Below are 19,341 nucleotides of genomic sequence, written 5' to 3' on the forward strand. Positions count from 1 at the left end.
TAATCTTCCAAAAGGCTCGCTCAATCCAAATCCGCTGCGGTATCAACATCGCGCAACTCCGCAACATACCCCACGCGCACATCCCCAAGGCTTGCGACACTATCTTCCAGCGCATATTTGGAAGACCAACGCACGTCCCTGAACAGCCCGGCGTGACGGCGCATTCGTTTCAAACCTACCAGCCAATAACCACCATCTGGCGCAGGTCCGAACACAGCCTCGTACTTGCCTAACGCTGCAAACGCATCCGCGATATGTGTTGGCATGATGCCAGGAATATCTGCTCCAATAATACAAACTGGCCCCGGCGGCATGATGTGGAAAGCGGCCCCCATCCGGCCCCCTAAATCACCCGACCCTTGCGCCCAGCGCGGCAAATCTGCGGGCCAAACCCGTGATGCCACCCCTTCAATGTCAGGAGACACCGCCAGCACTAAATCCCATCTGGGATCGCGTAGACGACGCAACAGCGCCCCCGTTTGGTGGCGGAACCACCAAGCTGCATCGACCATCCCAATGCTTGCACCCAGCCGTGTTTTTACACGACCCGGGTGTGGCTCTTTCACCATAACAACCAGAGTTTTACGCAAAATAGTCGCGCAAGATGCGAGTATAAATACTCTTCAATTGATGTATTTGGTCCACGGCGACACGTTCATCCACCTGATGCATTGTTTTGCCGACAAGACCGAATTCTACAACCGGACAATGGTTCTTTACAAATCGCGCATCCGAGGTCCCGCCAGAGGTGCTCATCTCTGGCACCACACCTGTTTCAGCTTCAACGCTGGCGGCGACTATGGCTGACAATTCCCCCGGCTCGGTCACAAAGCTTTCACCAGAAACTTGAACACCCATCTCGACCGTAGCGCCGCTCTCAAGGGCAATTTTATCTGCCTCAGCTTGCAACCACACAGTTAACTCCTCCGAGGAATGCGTATCATTAAATCGGATATTCACTGTGGAATTGCACTTCGCGGGGATCACATTATTAGCTTCATTCCCCGTATCAATCGTTGTCACAGCCAGAGTTGAAGCATCAAAGTGATCCGTCCCGTCATCCAACACATGTGACGCCAACCGATCCACAAGCCGCGCCATCACAGGCACAGGGTTCAATGCGCGGTGAGGATAAGCCGAATGTCCCTGAACACCCTTCACGGTGAAATACGCGGTCATGGAGCCGCGCCTGCCGATCTTCATCATCTCGCCCATGATGTTTGGGCAGGTCGGCTCTCCAACAAGGCATGCGCTCATTGCTTCTTGCTGCGCATCCATCCAATCCAAAAGCGCCACGGTGCCATCTAGCGCCACACCCTCTTCATCACCCGTGATCGCCAAAATAACCGCGCCATCAGGCGGAGTATCGCGCACAAAATCTATTGCCGCTGCGGCAAATGCTGCAACCCCGGATTTCATATCCGTCGAGCCGCGCCCATACAAATAACCATCTTTAGTCTCGGCTCCGAATGGATCCACCGTCCACGCAGCCTCATCCCCTACTGGGACAACATCTGTGTGGCCATTAAAGCCAAAACTGCGTGTATGCCCCTTGTCACCCCAGCGCGCATATAGGTTCGACACCTCACCGCGATCCACACGCGTGCATTCAAATCCCGCGCTCTCCAATATTTCCCTCAAGGCCACTAGCGCACCACCCTCGCACGGGGTGACAGACGCGCAGCGCACCAAAACAGCAGTTAAATCAACGGGATCGACAGGCTGAGTCATTTCATTCTCCACACAGGTTCTCCCTTTCTAGCCTGCCTAACGGGTGAGGCGCAATCGCAACAGCCCTTGCTAAAATGCGTCAAATTCCTGCCAAAACTGCGGCAAATCCAAGAAACCCCTTTCCACAGGTCAAAATCCCACGTTAACAATTGGTTAATAAAATTAAACCCGAGGCAGGGTACGTGATCCGCAAAAGGATCGCTTGAGCGTTTTGATTACCGAGTGCTGATATGTGAACTGAAAGGGCTTTGCGGCTCGTCCAGTGTATTCGCTCGCCTTCCTTCCGGGAACGGAGGCAGTAATGGTTGCAGCATCGGAACTTCCGATCAATGAAGGCGCGTCTGCGGTGCAGATGGCGGAAGAGATTTTTGGCAATGGTGCAACTGTAGTTAGCGCCACCTATCAAGGGTGGGCAAACTCCTCTGGCATCTACACCAATGGCGACAGTGTTGCATCTGGTGTTACCCCCGGTGACACAGGGGTTATCCTATCGACCGGGCGTGCCAGCGACTTCACCAACTCCAATGGGCAATCCAATCAAGACAATAACACATCAACGAATACGCCCGGGGTGAACAATGATGCGCAGTTCAATGCTCTTGCTGGAACCCGAACTTATGATGCATCAATTCTCAACGTAGACTTCATCCCCGATGGCGACACCCTATCACTACAGTTCATTTACTCTTCGGAAGAGTACCCTGAATATGTCAACTCAATCTACAACGACCTTATAGGCGTTTGGGTCAACGGTGCCCCTGTGACCATCGCAGTCGGTGATGGTGTCTCTGACATTGGCAACGTCAATTCCACCAACAACATGAACCTGTATCAAGACAACACATCCGATGCCTTTAACACCGAGATGGACGGCTTCACCGTAACGCTCACCCTGACGTTGCATGTAAACCCCGGCGTGGTGAACTCCATCCGTATCGGGATCGCCGATGTGGGTGATAGCAACTATGACAGCAATCTACTTATTGCCGGTGGATCAATTCAAAGTGACGTTCTCGCCTATGATGATAGCTTTGACATCATACAAAACGGCACTCCAACGATCAATGTTTTGGGCAATGACGTGGAGCATGCCGGCGGCGCACTAACCATTACCCATATTAACGGGCAGGCCGTTTCGGTCGGCAGCACTGTTACCCTCGCAACGGGTCAACAGATCACACTAAATGCGGATGGCACTTTTGGCGTTGTGAACGATGCCGACATTGAAGAAGTCAGCTTCACCTACACCATCGAGAATGCGGCCGGTGTATCCGATACCGCCTTTGTCACTCTCAACACCATTCCTTGCTTCGTCTCTGGCACCACGCTTCTTACCCTGTCTGGCCCCCGCCCTGTGGAAACACTGAAGCCCGGGGATATGGTCATCACCAAAGACGATGGCCCACAGCCCGTAAGGTGGATCGGCTCGCGCACTGTCGAGGCCACAGGCTCCATAGCCCCGATCCGCATTGAGGCAGGTGCATTCGGCGACCACGACACCTTATCTGTATCGCCGCAGCATCGTGTTTTGATAACGGACCAAATGGCCGAGATCCTCTTCGGCAGTAAAGAAGTCCTGGTAGCAGCCAAGGACCTCGTGAACGACCAGACAATACGCCGCGACACGACGCAAGATAGTGTCACTTATGTCCACATCCTTTTTGACACCCATCAGATCGTCTACTCTGAGGGCCTTGCTACAGAGAGCTTTTTACCGGGACCGCAAACCCTGCAAAGCTTTGAACATGATATTATTAATGAAATCTGCACATTATTCCCAGAGATTGACCCGACTACCGGCCACGGATACGGGGTCGCAGCAAGAACATCATTGAAAGGTTATGAGGCGCAGCTTTTGCTGTCACAAGGCAATGCAATCTAGAATTAACCCCAAATATGGCAACAATGCCGTGATATTTCCGCGGAATGATCACGTTTCCTTCACGGTTTCGGCCCAAAAGTTAGGATATCCATACCTCATTCGACAACAACATGATCGAGTCTGGGGTAAATAGTAATGAGAACCGTCACTTTGACCATAAATGGACAGATAGCCCAGTTGGGCCAACTATCTATGTCCAACACACAGCGACTGTGGGCCGATGGCTTGGCAGCCAATACTGATGATTTCAATAATTCAACATCCAATGCGCCCGAAACTCCAAGTGCACCAGAAGGCACCGGCCTGCTTGCAAGCACTCGAATCGCAACACCGCACGGGCCACGTCGTATCGATGAGATCGCAGTCGGTGATATCGTATTGGATACACATGGCACGGAAGCAACTGTGCGCCACGTCTTGCGCGCACCGACCCCGCGCGATGCATTCTTCCTGCGCGCACCATACTTTGGGTTAGACCAAGATACGGTGCTTGCACCACATCAAAAAATGGTCGTCACCTCTGACATCGCAGAATACCTTTTTGGTGATGACACCGTCATAGTCCCCGTTTGGGCACTAAATGATGGGCGTAAAGTCGTCCACCATGAAACCCGCTCGTCGGACCTAATGTATCAACTTCAGCTCGACACCTCAGCCACATTGGCAATTGGTGATTGTGCCATCTCAGCTTTGCATAAAGAAAACACAACAAAAGGCCGCGTCCTGAGCGAGGCAGAAGCACGTTGTTTTGCTGCGGAGCACTTCACTGGATTTCGAAACTAAATAGTTGGCTCTAGAATTCCGGTTTTGAGACCGCATCCCCTTTGGCCAAAACGATCATCGCCCTTTAATTCTAATAGAAAATGACCGGCGCGCCCCTGACGGAGGCGCCGGAAAAGGTGCCGCCTTGCGAATGACCCGAAGCGCCGCCTTATCCAATGCAGATGATCCAGAACTACGCGCCAAAGAAACCCTCGCCAAGCCACCGCTGGAACTGACCGAAAAAGCAACCACAGCAGTCCCCTTGGAGTGACCGCGAGGGCGTGGAACCCTCGCAATCTTTCGCATGACTTTTCCGGGGTAGTTGCTCGCGGCAGCATTCCCGCTTTTCTTACCAGCCTTGCCTTTGGATACGCCTTTAACCTTAGCTCGCGCAGTTTTTACACCAGTCGTGGAACCTTGCAGATTATTATTCTTAGCATTGCCCCTCGGCGTCGCCTTCGGTTTTGCTATTTTCTTCGGTTTCTTCTTCTTTTTTGTAATTTTTTCAGTCTTAGGCTGAGGCTTGCGCTTTGTTGGGCGCGGTGACTTGCTTGGCGGTGTATCAGCGACATTTTCTGAGGCAGTCAAAACCTCTATAGGCACGCTTGGAGCGCGCACATGCTCCGGCTCAAGCGGCTTAGTCACCTGTGGGACAATGGCGATTGCGTCCACTACCAATGTGGCAGCCACTAAGATTGGCTCTGATGAGGCTAGGGGAGGTTGCGCGGAGGCCTGCACTGGCTGAAGCACAGACTTCGGGCTGTTGGGTAGCGTATCGCGCACCTCTGTTGGTGGGGTTTCATCAAGGTTTTCAACCGGATCCACCATCTCTTCGGCATCCGCCGCTGTCATTGTCCCAGACACCATATCCGCAAAACTAGAGCCAGATATAGCCTCGGAGGCACCAAGATTACTTTCGATTTCAACCCGCATATCGGGAGAAAACCCGTTGAATGCGGCCACATGAACCGTTGCTGCCGCGAAGAAAGCCCCCATCTTCAAAAATCGTGAACTGGCGATCATCGAAGCCCCCGCTCGGTAACAATCATGACCTTAGTTGCCCCAGCGGACCGAAACTCACGGGCCAGTGCGACAAGCTTTTCTGCTTGCAGCCCGCGATCAGGAACCAGTCGAACCGTTTCACGTTCAGCAACCGATAGCGTTTTGAAATACGCGAGGGCATCTGCAACATCACCCCCTTGAAAGCTTAGGCGCCCATCCGGATGGACTATCAATGCATTCGGCGGAGGCCGCCCCTCCAAATCATGTGTTACGACCAGTGACATGTCGCCATCCATTGGCTGCGCAAGGGCCCCGGCAACCATAAAGAAAACCAGCATCAAGAAGACAATATTGATAAGCGCAATCGTCGGCTCTCGTTTTGGTTTAGCCCTTGCTAGTTTACGCATATCTACGACCCCAAAACGGTGACGGCTAAATTTGGCAGCCCACGCAAGACAACCAGCAGGTCGGCCAGTCGCTGCGCATTCACCCCATCTTTCAGGCTTATCAATACTGGAGTACCCTTTTTCGCGTCCTTTAAACTTGAAGCCAGAATGCCATTTAGGGCAAGGTTAGAGCCGTTTAATGAAACGGAAGTGGGGGAAAGCCGCAAAAACATTGGTGGGATATCCAGCAGGGCCCCATTCCCAGAGGAGGCGGCCGATAGTTCTATTTCTGAAAACTTTGAAAAGGTTGAAGTCAGCATGAAAAACAACAACAGCAAAAAGATGACATCGATCAGAGACGTCAATGACAACTTCCCACGCCGCTTTCGTGGTTTACTCATGAGCCAATCGTCCCTCAGGGATAGCTGCACCAGGAAGGCCTGAAGGCGAAAGAACTGTTAGCAGAGCCTTGTCCGCAATCACCCGTTCAGCTTCCATGCGCCCCTCCAACCAGCTGAGTACAAGTGCTGTTGGCATCGCCACGACCAACCCCACAGCAGTGGTCAACAGGGCAACCCATATCCCCCCCGCAAGAATAGACGGGTCAACCTGAGACCCCGCGGCTTGAAGCGACTGAAAAGCTTCGATCATGCCAAGAACAGTGCCAAATAGACCCAAAAGCGGCGCAAGTTGCGCGACACTATCCAAAAACCGCAACCCCTGCTCAAGCTTAGCAAAGCGTAACTCTGCTTCGGCTTGCAGGCGCTCAGATGCAGACGGATGGCTCGTTAAAGCCATTTCGATAACTGGTGCAAGGTAGCTGGAAGAGCTGTCCAAGGCCGCACGCGCAGCCGTCCTATCGCCGCAATCCCAAGCCGCGACCGCCCGAGAAAGCGCTTTATGGCGTCCGACCCCGGCAGCAGTAAACTGCCAGACTTTATACAAAACCACGGCCAGGGTTAGGACCGAGACACCCATCAAGATCATCACAACCGGCCCGCCAACTTCAGCGATTTGGCGAAGAGGTTCGAACCACACGCGAACAGTTGTCTCCATCAGCCCAACACCTCAATGTCAGTACGGGACGTTGGGGTGAAGCCAGCATCACAGGCTTTCGGGTCCAACCCCTCGCCGACACATGTGTTTGCACCATTGAACAAAATGCGCCCAAGGCTATCGCAAGTGACTCCGGGCACCGCGAACTGGCGCACCCGCGGGCGGGCGTGAGGGAGAGCGCCAAAGTCAAACAACGTTAAACGGTCCACCTGCCCAGACTTGTTGAACAGCACGGTTTCATAAACCGTTTTCTCAAGGTCCGCCGCCAAACCATTAGTGATCAAGAACGTTAGCCGGCAGTTGCCTTGCGTTGTCTCGGCAGCGTTGAGTTCCACGGCGAGTTTCCCCGCGGCGTCGGTCTCTTGCGCCTCCGCAGGCAGCACCGCCATGGCAGCATAAAATAGAATTGACAAAGCGCGCATAACAGCCCCCAGCGTGTACACATAGTATGATTGGAAAATCTGGCGATGATGCCTTTGCATCAATTGCTGGAGTGAGTCTATTTACGCCGAATATAGCGCTTTTGGCAAGTCTGCGACCATTTCAATCACCGAATGGTGGATACGATCCACACGGCCTCAAATCTATTTACGAAACGTATCGCACGGATCAGATCGCTCGGCGGCCTCGGTCACAATAGTTACATCATAGAGCACGTCTTCAGGCATGTGAGGCGCCTCAACGAACCCGATTGAAAATGTGGTAGTGGAAGGTTGCGCTTGGGAAATCATGAAAGGAACGGCCCAGTCGCGGCGCGTGTGACCATTTCCGGCGACAAGCACAACCGGAGCACCGTAAGTCTCCAGTGCTTTCAACGTGGCGGCGGCGAACCGCGCATCCCGATACCGTTGCGCCTCAACCATGCCGGTCATCATTTCAAGCGGCATTGCCTCGCAATGAGCATCAAACTGCGCCTGTTCACGAATTTCTTGCTGCTCCGCTGGCAGGGCAACACTCAAGCCAAATTTCGCTCCCTCTGCCCCATATACGCCCAGCGCCCCTTCTGAGAAAGCACGGCGGACGTCTTCGCGTGGCGCAGCGGCTCCGACAGCGGGAATTTCTCCAAGAGCCTCAAAAATAGGTTGGTATAGACGGTAGTCGGGCCAGCCGATACGATCGCCCAAACCGGAGATGTCGGTTTTTGGGTCCGCATTAACTTGCTGTGCTTGATCAGGGGACAACATCTCAAACACCACCGCTTTTGGTGCCAGACGCCGGATCATATCTGCCTGCCCCAGGTGGTGTAGCGGATTGTCATGGGTTTCGCCCAATAGAACCACGTCAGCAGTCAAATCATGGGGAACCGAGGATAGGTCCTGCGCGGCGGCAGGCAAAGACAAACACATCAAAAGAGCTAGGTTACGCATCATGAGGCTTTCCAGTTTTCTGCACCCAATCGGGCGGCATGAGGGAGGATGAATGTTTGCCCTTGGGCAGGCGCACTATTGACTTTAATTTCACAACAATAGGCCGCTGAGAGCACCTCATCTTGCATGACATCCTCCGGAGAACCGGCATCCAAAAGTTGCCCTTGGGCAAGAATAGAGACTGAATCTGCATATAGTGCAGTTAAATTCAGGTCGTGCATCACAGCAACAACACCACCACCAGCACGCGCAAAACTGCGGGCAATTTCCATCACTTCGAGTTGGTGACCGATATCTAGGCTCGCGACAGGCTCATCCAGCAGCAACCAGCGCGGCATTCCGCCCTGCACTGGTTCCCAGACCTGGCACAACACCCGAGCCAGCTGTACACGTTGCTGCTCCCCTCCGGAAAGCTCTTGATAAAATCTGTTGGCAAAATGCGCGAGGCCCACACGGGATAGTGCCTGCATCGCCAACTCATCATGATCCCCCGAAGTGCCACTCATCAACCCGATCCGAACCACTTCAACTACAGTAAATGGAAATGCCAATACGCTGGCTTGAGGCAGCACCGCACGCTGCGCTGCAAGTTGCCACGGCTTTAGAGACTTCGTATCCACACCGTTTAATGATACCGCGCCCGAATAGGCTACATCACCAGTGATCGCGCGCAAAAGCGTCGTTTTTCCAGACCCATTTGGCCCGACAATCGCGCTCAACTGGCCTGCTTTAGCGACAAAGCTAACATCATTAAGCACCTGAGTATTTCCGAAGCTAACGGATATGTTTTTAGCGGCCAACATTACATATCCACCATGCCGCGACGGCGTAAGAGTATCCACAAAAATACCGGTGCGCCGAGCACCGCAGTCACAATGCCAATAGGCAACTCGGCTGGTGCAATGATAATCCGGCTTATAACGTCAGCAGCCAACAGCAAACTGGCCCCAAGGAGGGCCGAATTAATAAGCAAGGTACGATGGTCAGGCCCTGTTGCAAGCCGCAGCAAATGCGGGACTACGATGCCAATGAACCCGATGCCCCCCGACACCGCAACAGCGGCACCGGTTGCACCCGCAACAGTCAAGATCGCAATGCTTTTCATACGCTGAACCGGAATGCCGATGTGGTTAGCGGTGGCTTCCCCCATGGCCAATCCATTTAGCCCACGCCCCAATGTAGACGCGACGCCTAGAGACAGCACAATCATCGGTCCCGCGGTCAAAACCTTTGCCCAAGTCGCCCCCGCAAGAGAGCCGAGACCCCAGAATGTCAAATCGCGCAATTGTCGATCATCAGCCATGTAAACCAATATGCCCGACAACGCCCCCGCCATTGCGCCAAGTGCGATACCCGCAAGCAACATGGTTGCGACTGATGTTCGCCCGCCGCGTGTAGCAACCCGGTACAACAACATGGTCGAGATCCAGCCCCCAAGGAAGGCACAGATCGGGACCAAAGCGTTGCCAGTAAGGTTGACCACCCAAAGAGGCAAAACAGTCACGAGCACAATGGCGGTAATTGCCCCGAGACCTGCCCCCGCACTAACGCCAACCAACCCCGGGTCAGCTAATGGGTTGCGAAACAAGCCCTGCATAACAGCACCCGATACGGCCAAGGATGCGCCAACGCAAATCCCCAAAACCAAGCGCGGTGCGCGAATATCCCAAAGCACAACCGCCTCTAAGTGTGACAGGTTTTCGCCGGTCGCGAGCTTCACCATCGCCCCCCAGAGGGACGTCCCTGACGCCCCCCAAGCAAGACTCGCCACGCTCACCACCGCCAACAACAAACCAAGCCAGAGATGCGCCAAACGTGCGCTTTGCCTGCGATCTTTTGGCACCACGGAATCATCATCAATCGCAACCATGGTTTAGCCTCCGTAGAGCGCACTGTTCAGGTTCAAAACGGCCTGCGCAGTACGTGGACCAAACCCTAACAGGAACAAGCCATCCATTCGCACCACAGCACGCGCAGCAGCCGCTGGGGTTGTAGAGATAGCAGGAAGCGCAAGCAGCTCTTCACTCGCAACAGAATGGTTCCCCCCGCGGGTCATCATCAAGATCACGTCGGGGGCAGCGGCAGTAATTGCCTCATCAGTCATTGGCTTATAGCCGGTAAATTCCGACACTGCGTTCTCTGCCCCAGCCATCCGAATAATGCCATCTGCGGCGGTATTAGTGCCTGAAGCCAGAACGCGCCCACCCTGCATGCTAAGGATGAATAGAACTCGTTTAGGCGGACCTTTATGCGCATCCGCGCGACCTTGGGCATGTGCCAGTTTTGTAGTGACCTCAGCAGCCAGCGCAGCCGCCTCGCCCTCTACATCAAGCGCGCGGCCAATGGCTAAAATCTTAGCAACAACACCTTCGGCAGAGTATTCATCCGGAATCGTTATGAACGGAATCGATGCTCCCTCTAAAAGCTCGATGGTTTCTGGAGGGCCCGCTCCATCCTCCGAAATAATCAACTCTGGCGCAATAGAAAGGACCCCCTCCGCAGACAGCGCACGCATGTATCCCACATCCTGTAATCCCGTCGCTTCGGGTGGGAAAACAGAGGTCGTATCGCGGGCGATCAGCCGATGTTGTTGATTTAACGCATAGACTATTTCCGTCACTGAGCCACCAATCGACAAGATGTTTGCCTGTGACTCTGACGGCGCGGTCTCGGTGGCCGAAACTGACAACCCAACTGCCACCCCCAAAAATACTGTTGTGAAGGAAATTAGCGTGGCAGTAAGTCCGCGGCTGCTACAGGTATTGGCGTTGCTCACGACACCGCCTCCTCAGCACGGGAGGGCAGTTTCGAGACGACTTCTGCCCATGCCGGGCGGCTATCACTACCCTCTCTACCAATGCCAAAGATTTGGAAAATAATCGTTCCGTCTTTATCGAAAGCCTCGACCGACAAGGCCGGGCCACGTTGTGTTGGCTTGTCAACGGCCCAAACCTCAGCCACGTGATCAAGGCGCAGATGCAAATTGAAATTAGGATCAATAACATTTTGCCATGGCCCCATCGCCTTGAGATTTAAAATCGGGCCCGAGTGAATTTGAATGCAGCCACGATTGCCCACGAAGATCATCACGGGGGTTCCCGTGCCTTGCAGGTCATGTAACATCTGATCCACGGCCTCGACCCCCAACTGGCGCACAAATGGCGCACCCGCAATCCGGTAAGCCCCCAGACGGTTCATTTTAAGCTTCGACGTCAGACGCAAAAATTGATGAGTATCGGTCAACCGCGCCCATTCTTTACGCAAGATATCCAACTTTGAGAGGTCGGATTTCGGGGCCTCAGGGGCCTTGCGCGGGTCAAGATCTACCGCTTGGCTCTGATCATCCACGGCTAAAGTTTCTTTAAGACCATCCCAAGGGCTTAGGTCCGAGGTCGCGCGCAAGAATATCTTATGCACCGAGTCTCCGGCGGCATCAAAAACCTGAAGGCTGCGACTAATCCCGGCCTCGGTTTTACGCTCGACAAGGAAGGCATGCTTCCAGTGACTCGCAAAAATACGCAGGTCGATGTCCTCGTTCAGGACCATCGAGGCGTGCTTCCCAGAGTGGTAATTATCATAGACACCAATCTTTTCATGCACACATGACGCGGTGCGGGTCAGCGCCATAACCTCACCCAACAGTTGTGCCGCTGCCATGATGCGATCAGGATCTGGGTCAATACGAATTGTATCGACACCGATGTTAGCCGCGACCAGATCAGCCTCACTCAACCCGTGTTGCTCGGCTAGATCGCGGGCGCGCATTTTTAGATTGCCCATTTGAAGGTCGCGAATCTCTTTGGGGGAAAGTTTGGCCATTTCAGCACCTCACATTGCTTGTTTTCATGTGTTGGCTGGCCCATTTTCAACTGGGCGTGGCTGTCGACCAGTCACTGGGTCGAGAATATAGTTGACACTTTTAGTCGGGATAATTTATGGACGCAAGTGGCGGATGCCTTCGCCCAAAAGAAATCCAAAACACTCCGCGCCAGCCCTTCGCAAGCATTCGGACATAGCAATGCTTTAGAGGGGACCACATGTCACAAATTACCAAGCGCGCTGCATTGCGCGCCACAACCGCTTTACTCATGGTCATGAGCACAGGCGCAACTGCTTTCGCACAGGCCGAATCCGAGGTCGACCTAGGGGTCCTAATCTTAGGAGAAAGCAAACGCGACGTTCAAACAGACACTGCGGTTGCGGTTACCGAACTGGATCAAGACGAGGTCAATGACCGCCAAGGCGGTACAATCGCCGAGCTGGTAGATTCGGTTCCTGGGGTGAACTTGGTAAATGGGTCCACACCGCAAGGGTCCGGCATCAACATACGCGGCTACGGGGCGAATTCTACTTACGGCTCAGACCAAAAGGTCGCCGTGATCGTAGATGGCGCGAGTGTGGGTGCCGAAGAGTTGTACCGCATCGGCACGCAACTATTCACCGATCCAGAATTATATCGCAGCGTTGAAGTGATCCGCGGCACCGTCGGTAGTTTCGAATACGGCTCTGGCATTATTGGTGGGGTGATCAAGCTAGAGAGCAAGGATGCATCAGATTTTACTGGCGGCGAGCCGGGGTTTGTGGCCCGCGAGACATTGCAATTCTCCAGCAATGGCAATGGCATTACGTCCTCAACCATTTTGGCTTGGCAGCCTGACGAAAACTTCGAGGCTGTATTCAACTACACATGGCGCAAGCAAGGCGTCCAAGAAGATGGCGATGGGGCAAGCATCGGAACAAAGGGCATCAAGCTGCCCTCTTATATGATCAAGGCAAAATACACCTTCGGGGCGAACCGGGACCAATCGCTATCGTTCTCCTTTAGTGACACATCTGCGGATGACCGAGATGTGCCTTACGACACATTTACCACCACCGGCATCGGCTTTGGGAACGTAGACCGCCAAACCCAATCACGCACCGCAACCATTGGCTACAACTACAATCCGGCAGGCAACGACCTCATTGATCTGGATATCACCTTGTCCTACGCGGATCAGGATATTCAAAGCCAAGGGGCCAGTGGTCAAACCGGTTTTCTGGGGGCCTTGGTTAATGCCGATCAACGCTATGAAACCACCAAGCTGACGTTTAAAAATGCCAGCTTGTTTTCCACGGGTGCTGTCTCTCACAACTTGCGTAGCGGCTTAGAGTTTATCCGCAAGGAACGCCTGAATGCCTCCTCTGCGCCAGGCGGTACAGACAATCGCATCGCGTTGTTCGCTGTGGATGAAATGTCCTTTGGCAGCGGTTGGACCGTTACGCCGGGCCTGCGCTACGAGAGGTCAAAGATCCAAGGCTCAACGGCTCCAAACAATGCCTCGTTTAGCAACTCTGCACTGATGGGGGGCATATCGGCCCGTTATGAATTCGCCAATGGTTTCTCAGTATTTGGGAGCGCAGCTTATACTGAAGGTCTGCCAATTTTGGATGATCTTGGAACTCCTCTATTCATGACCCAGCCTGAGAAATCGCGCACATTGGAAATCGGTGCCGCCTATGAAGGCACGGATGTTTTCGCCCAAGGCGATACCTTCTCAATCAAGGGGAACCTGTACCATACGAGACTGTGGGATGTGACCAGCTATCAAGCCTCAGGGGCCCCGTTTGGCACACCGATCACCCACATTGACACCAAGGGTTTGGAGATCGAAGCCTCCTACGCAATGGAAAGCGGCTTCTACGTGGATCTAAACGCCAACCTGACACGAGGCGAAGAATTCCAACCGGGCGGCGCCACCGTCGACTGGCGCGGCATCCCTGCTGATGGGCTGCAACTGACCCTGGGCAAGAAGTTTGGCGAAGAGTTGGATTTAAGCTGGGAAGTAGTGGCTGACAAACGGTTCACCCGCACGACAACAAGCGTGCCGGGGTTTGCCGTTCATAACTTACGCGCAACATACAAACCACAGCAGGGCATCCTGCAAGGTATGGAAGTCCGGCTTGGCGTAGAGAACCTGTTCGACAAGCAATACACACGCAGGTTGTCAACGCGCCCTGCCGCTGGTCGTAACATTAAGTTGACGCTGGCGAAAAGCTTCTGAGGCAGGAAGCAAAAGCCGTCGCCCGGGGTATAGGTGCCTCTGGGCGGCGGCTTAAATGGCGACCAAGTGATTGTCAAAGGCAAGGTTATGCCGTGTAAAAAGCTTGGTCTCGGCCCCGATGCCGTGAACACCACCCAGCCCATCAGTAGCAAGACCTGCATCACTGGTTTTTGACACCCCGCAGATATCTTCCTGAATATAGGCACTGATGAATCCACGTTCCGGGTCAAACAATTGCAGCCTCGCACCACGGGGCGAAGTCACTGCGATTAAGCCATTACCAAGAACCGCAACAGACCCTACGTAACCATTTAGCCCCCTGATTTGCTCCTCTGGGCTGTCCAGAAGCCGCAGGCCTGCGCCCGTTGCGTAACTCGCCAGCAAGGCCGGTGCACCGAAGGTATCCCCCTGCCATTGGAACGCACAAGCAATGATGCCATTCAGCCCCCCAGCGATGTGCCTGAGGGAGTTTTGATGCAACTCCGCAGGCAACTCGGCCACGTCTTGAATGACGCCATCCTCATTGATTAGGGTCAGATTCGGGCGCATAGTTGGCAAGTTCAGCTTTTGGCGGCCGGTTTCTGGTCTTGTCAGAATTCCACCATTTGCGACAGCCAAAATGCTCGTGCCTGACACACGCAGAATCTCATGTGGACCAATGCCACCAGATGGCATGTCACCAATCCGTGCGAAACCATCCTCTCGTGACCAGACACCAATGCGCCCATGCCCCGAGTTAATATGATTTTCGGTTGTATAGAGCCTGTTTCCGTCTTCCGAGAACGCCCCATGGCCATAAAAATGGCTCCCCTCTGGCGCGGTAATCTGGCTCAAAACCCTGCCACTCACACAGTCCACCACCAGCGCATAAGTGCCGGGACGACGGGCGAACGCGACAGCCTCCGGGTGAAATGGATGGGCGGCGGCGGCATGCCCGCGTGCAGGCAAAGGCAGGGTAAACGCCAATGACCCGTCGGCACGCAAGCCTGCCAACGCATAAGCACCATCCGGCGTCATGGCCGCACTAAGGTGTGTAGGGTGGCCCGCGTCCGCCCAACTAAGTTGCGGCGCAGTACCAGCAGCCAAGAGGCCGACAAGAAAGGCGCGACGGGTGGTCATCAATCGCCATCCAAGGAATTGAAACCGGCGCGCACACCCAGCGCCTCGCCGATTTCAAGCGCGACCGCGACCTGAATTTCGGCCACCTTTTGCTGAAGGACCTCGATACGTATGCGGCTCATGGCATCGGCAACGCCTTGAAACGAAGGGTCATCCAAAATAGCCAGCCGCGCATATGCATTTGCGAACGCCTTATCAGTGGCGGGCAGATCTGTGTCAGACATTGCATGTGCAAGGTCTTGTAGCGCGGACAGGCTAAGCGTCACATTGGTTTGGCTGCGCCCCGATCGACGGGCCTCGGCACGCTTCGGTCGAGGGCGTGAAAAGCTTCCAAGCGGACGCCCTAAGCGTTGATCGTGCAAAAACTCCAAGCCAGTGGTCAGCGCAGTATAAATCACCCGCTGCGCCTCGGCTTTGGTTTTGTAACTTGTATTGCTAGGGCTAGGGTTTCGTAACATCTCTGCGTGCTCGGACAGCCATGCTTGGTTCAGTGCAGCGGCATTTTGTGCAAGCTGACGCGCAATGGCTTGGGTTAAAGCACATCCATAATCATTGGTGTTTTCCAACTCGAACAACATACGTTCCGCTGCGAATAGTCCCTGTGCCGCGACCGATACCTCAGCAAAGTCAGCGGGCGCTTCAACGGCCTCATCTTGAACGGATATCAGCCGTGTTAGAGCCTTTCCTGTCTGATTTTTGGGGTCAGGCCAATAGGCAATGGAAAGGCCAATACCGCCCCGCTCAATCGGTCCGAATTGCAGGTGGCTGATCCCGATCCATGCATCAAAAACTGCATGATAAGCAGGCACCGCCTTAGCTGAATCGCACTCAACAACCGCAGTCTCAAAGCCCTCGCTCGCCTGTACAAACGCCGCATGAGCAGGCAAAATGTGGCCGTCAATCACTGCATCAATATCTGCCTGCGCGGGGGCTGCAAGCAAGAGAGCGGCAAAGAAGTATTTCATCTAAAGGCTTTCCAAAAACTGTATTAAGGCATCGCGGTCTGACTTTGGCATATTTACGACCTGATCTTTAGCAAATTCCGCCTCACCACCATGCCACATGACGGCTTCAAGCAACGAGCGCGCACGCCCATCATGCAAAAAATAGGTGTGGCCAGATACTTGTTTGGTCAACCCAATTCCCCACAACGGCTGCGTACGCCATTCCCGCCCATTCGCGCGGGCTTCGGGCCGGTTATCGGCCAAGCCGTCGCCCATATCGTGAAGTAACATGTCAGTATAAGGCCAGATCAGCTGGAAACTTTGCTCAGGCTGATCCTCTAGGCGGTGGGTGACGTATTTAGGTGTATGACACGAAATACAGCCAGTTTCATAAAAGACCCGCTTGCCGTGCAACACGGCTGGATCGTCCACATTTCGGCGCGCCGGAACTCCAAGGTTAGAGGCGTAAAACGTCACCAAATCCAAGCCCTCATCCCCGATTTCGACGTCGTCGTGCACTTCAGTGTTACCATCAGGGGCGTTACGGCAATTGACTTGCCTGTCAGTGCAATCCCCATGGCCTGTAGTGTGAAGGGTTGTTGAAATCCCGATATCCCCGTGAAAGGCCCCGGCGGATTGCTCCCACACACTGGGCTGGCCAGCTTTTAGACCAAAGCGTCCCAACATAGGTTGCTCATAAAAGGTTGACCAAACGATATTTGGGCGCCCCGAAACCCCATTTCCGTCCATGTCATCAGGGTCGGCTTTTGCAAGGATATCTTCGGCCGGGATAGCGTCCAGCAGGCCTAGGCCGATCATTTGTGGGGCAATGCGCGCGCTTAACATTGTGTCAGGATGGAGCGGGCCATAACCTAGGTTTTTCAGCTCAAGCGTAGGCTTGCGAATAGACACTGTTTCACCGTCAGACAGCTCTATTTGAGCTTCTTCATAAGTAAATGTCACGCGCGCCTCGGCCGGGTGCCCGGCGATGCCAAAGTCCTGAATTTGCCCCCCGTAATTTGGCTCTGGCTGCGAAGCAAGGTAGCCTTCAATCTTATCGGCCATATCATTGGTATCGCTGGGGATCGAGGCACGTACCAACAAGGACACGGCACTATCGTCAGGCCCCTCGGGTGCATGACCACGACCGTCTTTCAGGTGGCAACGCTGGCAGGACCGCGCGTTGTAAAGCGGCCCCAATCCGTCGGAAGCAAGTGTGGAGGACGGAGACGAAACCCAAAGCTTTTTGAACAACCCATTGCCCAATTTAAAGTCCAACTCCTTCTCGAAGCTGATATTTCCAGACGGGTTGGAGAACGCGTTTTTGGTGCTCGTGACACGCACCGTGGCCGAACCTGCGGAATTCGTCTCAAACTTCTCTGCCTGAGAAAAATCAACCGTCGGTGCCGTGATTGCGGCGATGCGGGAACGCTCGTCGTCGGTACGCTCAACCATAGGCATGTGGAGGTCCATGAGGTCGATCGACTGGCTGTTGGCGGGGGTAGTCGCCAAGGCTGCTAGCGTGAGGAACCAGAATTTTTGCACGAGTATGTGTCTCCGATTGATATAGAGCTTTATTTCAGATAGTTATAGTCAGGAATTAGGGCGACGCGAGTCAGAAGCGACGTTAAACTATGAAAGTGATGCGCGACATGGTGCCACTGCTTGTAAGTAGTCAAATTGAACAAAGCCCGCGCGGCATTGTGCAACTAGCTGATTTTTCGCCTAAATCTCGCCAACTGTTAAATCACCTGCGCATGACAGCGCTGGAATGTCGCGCCGCTGCCCGCGCCGACTTGTTTGAGGCATGTGCGGTTTTGTCGATTTCAGCCCCGGTTGCACGGAACGCTTATGCGGAAACTTTGGTCAAATGCCTGTCACAAGCTCTGGATAAAACACCCGTAATTTTCAGACCCGGCGTTGAAGAGGTTTCCTTTGATGAGGCTTGGCTGCTTCGCGCAGCTGAAACTGCGGCCCGCAAAGACTGGAACAGCTTTGAGTTCTTGGTCCGCTCCCGAGTGCCACTTTCCACCCGACGGAATTTGGCATCTTTGATTTTATCTATATCTGAGCAATTTTCTCTGATTTAGAATAATTCTAAAAAATGCTTGGCTTTTGCGTTTGATGCCTTATGTGTGGTTTCAAGCAAGCCAGCATGACGCCAGCCAGCAAATATATTTTAGTTGGAGAATGTCCCATGACTCAGCCCGCAGCCGCACTATCTACAGACGCAAAAGCCCAAATCGTGGAAGCATTGAACCAGTCGGTTGCCGAAACCGCTGTGACCACAATGCTGGCGCAAAACTTTCACTGGAATGTCACCGGCATGGGCTTTGGTCCGCTGCATGAGTTATTCCAAAAGATTTACGAAGATCACTTCATCGCCCAAGATGATTTGGCAGAACGCATCAAGGCCCTAGACGCCCATGCAGAGGGCACCTTGTCCGGCATGTTGAAGCGCTCCAAAGTGTCGGAGCACGACGGCGATGCATCTGACAAAGAGATGATCAAAATGATGCTGGACGCGCAAGTCACATTGGCTGCAACTATCGCAGGCTGTGGCGAAATCGCGGCCGAGCACGGTGACACGTTGACCGAAGATTTGTGCATTGCCCGCGGACAAGAGCATGAAAAATTGGCTTGGTTCTTGCGCTCACACTTGCGCTAACCCGTTTGAAGTAAACTGAACTACGCCTGCCTTAGACATGAGGCGGGCGTTTTGCGTTGTCAGGACGCGTCGGATAGAAATGCCATTGGCTTGGCCTTCTTCTTTTTAAGCTTCTTGAGATAAGCAATCCGCCAATGGGAATACTTCCCCATCCGGTCTTGCTGCGCGGCTAGCATTTCAACGAACGCAACGCGGTGGGCGTTTTTCTTCAACCCTTTAAATAGTGACTTTTGGGCTTTGGTCATGGAGCAACCGATACAGTGTCCTTCACGTTTGAACTTACAAACGTCGACGCAGGGGCTGGGGGTTTTGCTCATCGGTGCCTCGCATAGAAATAGAGGGGGCAGCATGCCACCCCCTCCTTTGCTAGGTAATCAAAT

21 protein-coding genes are annotated in these 19,341 nt (G+C 53.8%); 5 read left to right on the plus strand and 16 right to left on the minus strand.

What is annotated here, in order from left to right; translation table 11 throughout:
• Nucleotides 1–20: 20 nt before the first annotated feature.
• Nucleotides 21–590 (minus strand): TIGR04282 family arsenosugar biosynthesis glycosyltransferase, encoded by a 570-nt coding sequence (locus AC3Y7R_RS10350; protein WP_490041957.1) that lies wholly within the window; start codon nucleotides 588–590, stop codon nucleotides 21–23.
• Nucleotides 583–1,731, minus strand: a complete 1,149-nt coding sequence (gene dapE / locus AC3Y7R_RS10355) for a succinyl-diaminopimelate desuccinylase (protein WP_490041958.1) — start codon at nucleotides 1,729–1,731, stop codon at nucleotides 583–585. The genes AC3Y7R_RS10350 and dapE overlap by 8 nt, the downstream gene beginning before the upstream one ends.
• 301 nt (nucleotides 1,732–2,032) lie before the next feature.
• On the opposite strand from dapE, the gene AC3Y7R_RS10360 reads away from it, so the two are divergent.
• Together AC3Y7R_RS10360 and AC3Y7R_RS10365 are read left to right on the plus strand one after the other, a co-directional pair.
• Complete coding sequence (locus tag AC3Y7R_RS10360) at nucleotides 2,033–3,613, plus strand: Hint domain-containing protein (RefSeq protein ID WP_490041959.1); 1,581 nt, start codon at nucleotides 2,033–2,035, stop codon at nucleotides 3,611–3,613.
• Nucleotides 3,614–3,805: 192 nt separating this feature from the next.
• Nucleotides 3,806–4,396: a Hint domain-containing protein gene (locus tag AC3Y7R_RS10365; protein WP_490041960.1), complete on the plus strand. Its 591-nt coding sequence runs from the start codon at nucleotides 3,806–3,808 to the stop codon at nucleotides 4,394–4,396.
• 54 nt (nucleotides 4,397–4,450) lie between these two features.
• Here the strand turns inward: AC3Y7R_RS10365 and AC3Y7R_RS10370 are convergent, their stop codons facing one another.
• From AC3Y7R_RS10370 to AC3Y7R_RS10415, 10 genes are all read right to left on the minus strand, one after another.
• Nucleotides 4,451–5,398: an energy transducer TonB family protein gene (locus tag AC3Y7R_RS10370; RefSeq protein ID WP_490041961.1), complete on the minus strand. Its 948-nt coding sequence runs from the start codon at nucleotides 5,396–5,398 to the stop codon at nucleotides 4,451–4,453.
• A complete protein-coding gene (locus AC3Y7R_RS10375) occupies nucleotides 5,395–5,784 on the minus strand; it encodes an ExbD/TolR family protein (protein WP_490041962.1) in 390 nt (129 codons plus the stop codon). The genes AC3Y7R_RS10370 and AC3Y7R_RS10375 overlap by 4 nt, the downstream gene beginning before the upstream one ends.
• Nucleotides 5,785–5,786: 2 nt before the next feature.
• Nucleotides 5,787–6,164 carry a biopolymer transporter ExbD gene (locus tag AC3Y7R_RS10380; protein ID WP_490041963.1) on the minus strand — a complete coding sequence of 126 codons (378 nt, stop codon included), beginning with the start codon at nucleotides 6,162–6,164 and terminating at the stop codon, nucleotides 5,787–5,789.
• Complete coding sequence (locus AC3Y7R_RS10385; protein ID WP_490041964.1) at nucleotides 6,157–6,819, minus strand: MotA/TolQ/ExbB proton channel family protein; 663 nt, start codon at nucleotides 6,817–6,819, stop codon at nucleotides 6,157–6,159. Before AC3Y7R_RS10385 ends, AC3Y7R_RS10380 begins: the two co-directional genes overlap by 8 nt.
• Nucleotides 6,819–7,241 carry a hypothetical protein gene (locus tag AC3Y7R_RS10390; protein WP_490041965.1) on the minus strand — a complete coding sequence of 141 codons (423 nt, stop codon included), beginning with the start codon at nucleotides 7,239–7,241 and terminating at the stop codon, nucleotides 6,819–6,821. Before AC3Y7R_RS10390 ends, AC3Y7R_RS10385 begins: the two co-directional genes overlap by 1 nt.
• Nucleotides 7,242–7,403: 162 nt before the next feature.
• Nucleotides 7,404–8,189: a ChaN family lipoprotein gene (locus AC3Y7R_RS10395; protein WP_490041966.1), complete on the minus strand. Its 786-nt coding sequence runs from the start codon at nucleotides 8,187–8,189 to the stop codon at nucleotides 7,404–7,406.
• Nucleotides 8,186–8,989: a heme ABC transporter ATP-binding protein gene (locus AC3Y7R_RS10400; RefSeq protein WP_490041967.1), complete on the minus strand. Its 804-nt coding sequence runs from the start codon at nucleotides 8,987–8,989 to the stop codon at nucleotides 8,186–8,188. The genes AC3Y7R_RS10395 and AC3Y7R_RS10400 overlap by 4 nt, the downstream gene beginning before the upstream one ends.
• Nucleotides 8,989–10,056 carry a FecCD family ABC transporter permease gene (locus AC3Y7R_RS10405; protein WP_490041968.1) on the minus strand — a complete coding sequence of 356 codons (1,068 nt, stop codon included), beginning with the start codon at nucleotides 10,054–10,056 and terminating at the stop codon, nucleotides 8,989–8,991. The genes AC3Y7R_RS10400 and AC3Y7R_RS10405 overlap by 1 nt, the downstream gene beginning before the upstream one ends.
• Before the next feature lie 3 nt (nucleotides 10,057–10,059).
• Nucleotides 10,060–10,962, minus strand: a complete 903-nt coding sequence (locus tag AC3Y7R_RS10410; protein ID WP_490041969.1) for a heme/hemin ABC transporter substrate-binding protein — start codon at nucleotides 10,960–10,962, stop codon at nucleotides 10,060–10,062.
• Entirely contained in the window at nucleotides 10,959–12,005 is a 1,047-nt protein-coding gene (locus AC3Y7R_RS10415) for a hemin-degrading factor (protein WP_490041970.1), read from the minus strand. The genes AC3Y7R_RS10410 and AC3Y7R_RS10415 overlap by 4 nt, the downstream gene beginning before the upstream one ends.
• A gap of 218 nt (nucleotides 12,006–12,223) precedes the next feature.
• Here AC3Y7R_RS10415 and AC3Y7R_RS10420 point away from each other — a divergent pair, with 218 nt between their 5' ends.
• Nucleotides 12,224–14,230 (plus strand): TonB-dependent receptor domain-containing protein, encoded by a 2,007-nt coding sequence (locus tag AC3Y7R_RS10420; protein ID WP_490041971.1) that lies wholly within the window; start codon nucleotides 12,224–12,226, stop codon nucleotides 14,228–14,230.
• Between the two features lie 51 nt (nucleotides 14,231–14,281).
• Here the strand turns inward: AC3Y7R_RS10420 and AC3Y7R_RS10425 are convergent, their stop codons facing one another.
• From AC3Y7R_RS10425 to AC3Y7R_RS10435, 3 genes are read right to left on the minus strand one after another with little or no spacing between them, the layout of a single operon-like run.
• A complete protein-coding gene (locus AC3Y7R_RS10425; RefSeq protein ID WP_490041972.1) occupies nucleotides 14,282–15,349 on the minus strand; it encodes a DUF1513 domain-containing protein in 1,068 nt (355 codons plus the stop codon).
• Nucleotides 15,349–16,314 (minus strand): imelysin family protein, encoded by a 966-nt coding sequence (locus AC3Y7R_RS10430; RefSeq protein WP_490041973.1) that lies wholly within the window; start codon nucleotides 16,312–16,314, stop codon nucleotides 15,349–15,351. Before AC3Y7R_RS10430 ends, AC3Y7R_RS10425 begins: the two co-directional genes overlap by 1 nt.
• Complete coding sequence (locus tag AC3Y7R_RS10435) at nucleotides 16,315–17,766, minus strand: di-heme oxidoreductase family protein (RefSeq protein ID WP_490042022.1); 1,452 nt, start codon at nucleotides 17,764–17,766, stop codon at nucleotides 16,315–16,317. It lies immediately after the preceding gene.
• A gap of 161 nt (nucleotides 17,767–17,927) precedes the next feature.
• Between AC3Y7R_RS10435 and AC3Y7R_RS10440 the strand changes: the two genes are divergently transcribed.
• A complete protein-coding gene (locus AC3Y7R_RS10440; protein WP_490041974.1) occupies nucleotides 17,928–18,383 on the plus strand; it encodes a hypothetical protein in 456 nt (151 codons plus the stop codon).
• Between the two features lie 107 nt (nucleotides 18,384–18,490).
• The gene (locus AC3Y7R_RS10445) at nucleotides 18,491–18,961 is read left to right on the plus strand and encodes a Dps family protein (protein WP_490041975.1); all 471 of its coding nucleotides are present in this window, start codon (nucleotides 18,491–18,493) and stop codon (nucleotides 18,959–18,961) included.
• 59 nt (nucleotides 18,962–19,020) lie between these two features.
• Here AC3Y7R_RS10445 and AC3Y7R_RS10450 read toward each other — a convergent pair whose 3' ends face one another.
• Nucleotides 19,021–19,278, minus strand: a complete 258-nt coding sequence (locus tag AC3Y7R_RS10450) for a DUF1289 domain-containing protein (protein WP_490042023.1) — start codon at nucleotides 19,276–19,278, stop codon at nucleotides 19,021–19,023.
• Nucleotides 19,279–19,341 lie beyond the last annotated feature (63 nt).

This window comes from Litoreibacter sp. (genome assembly GCF_058136045.1).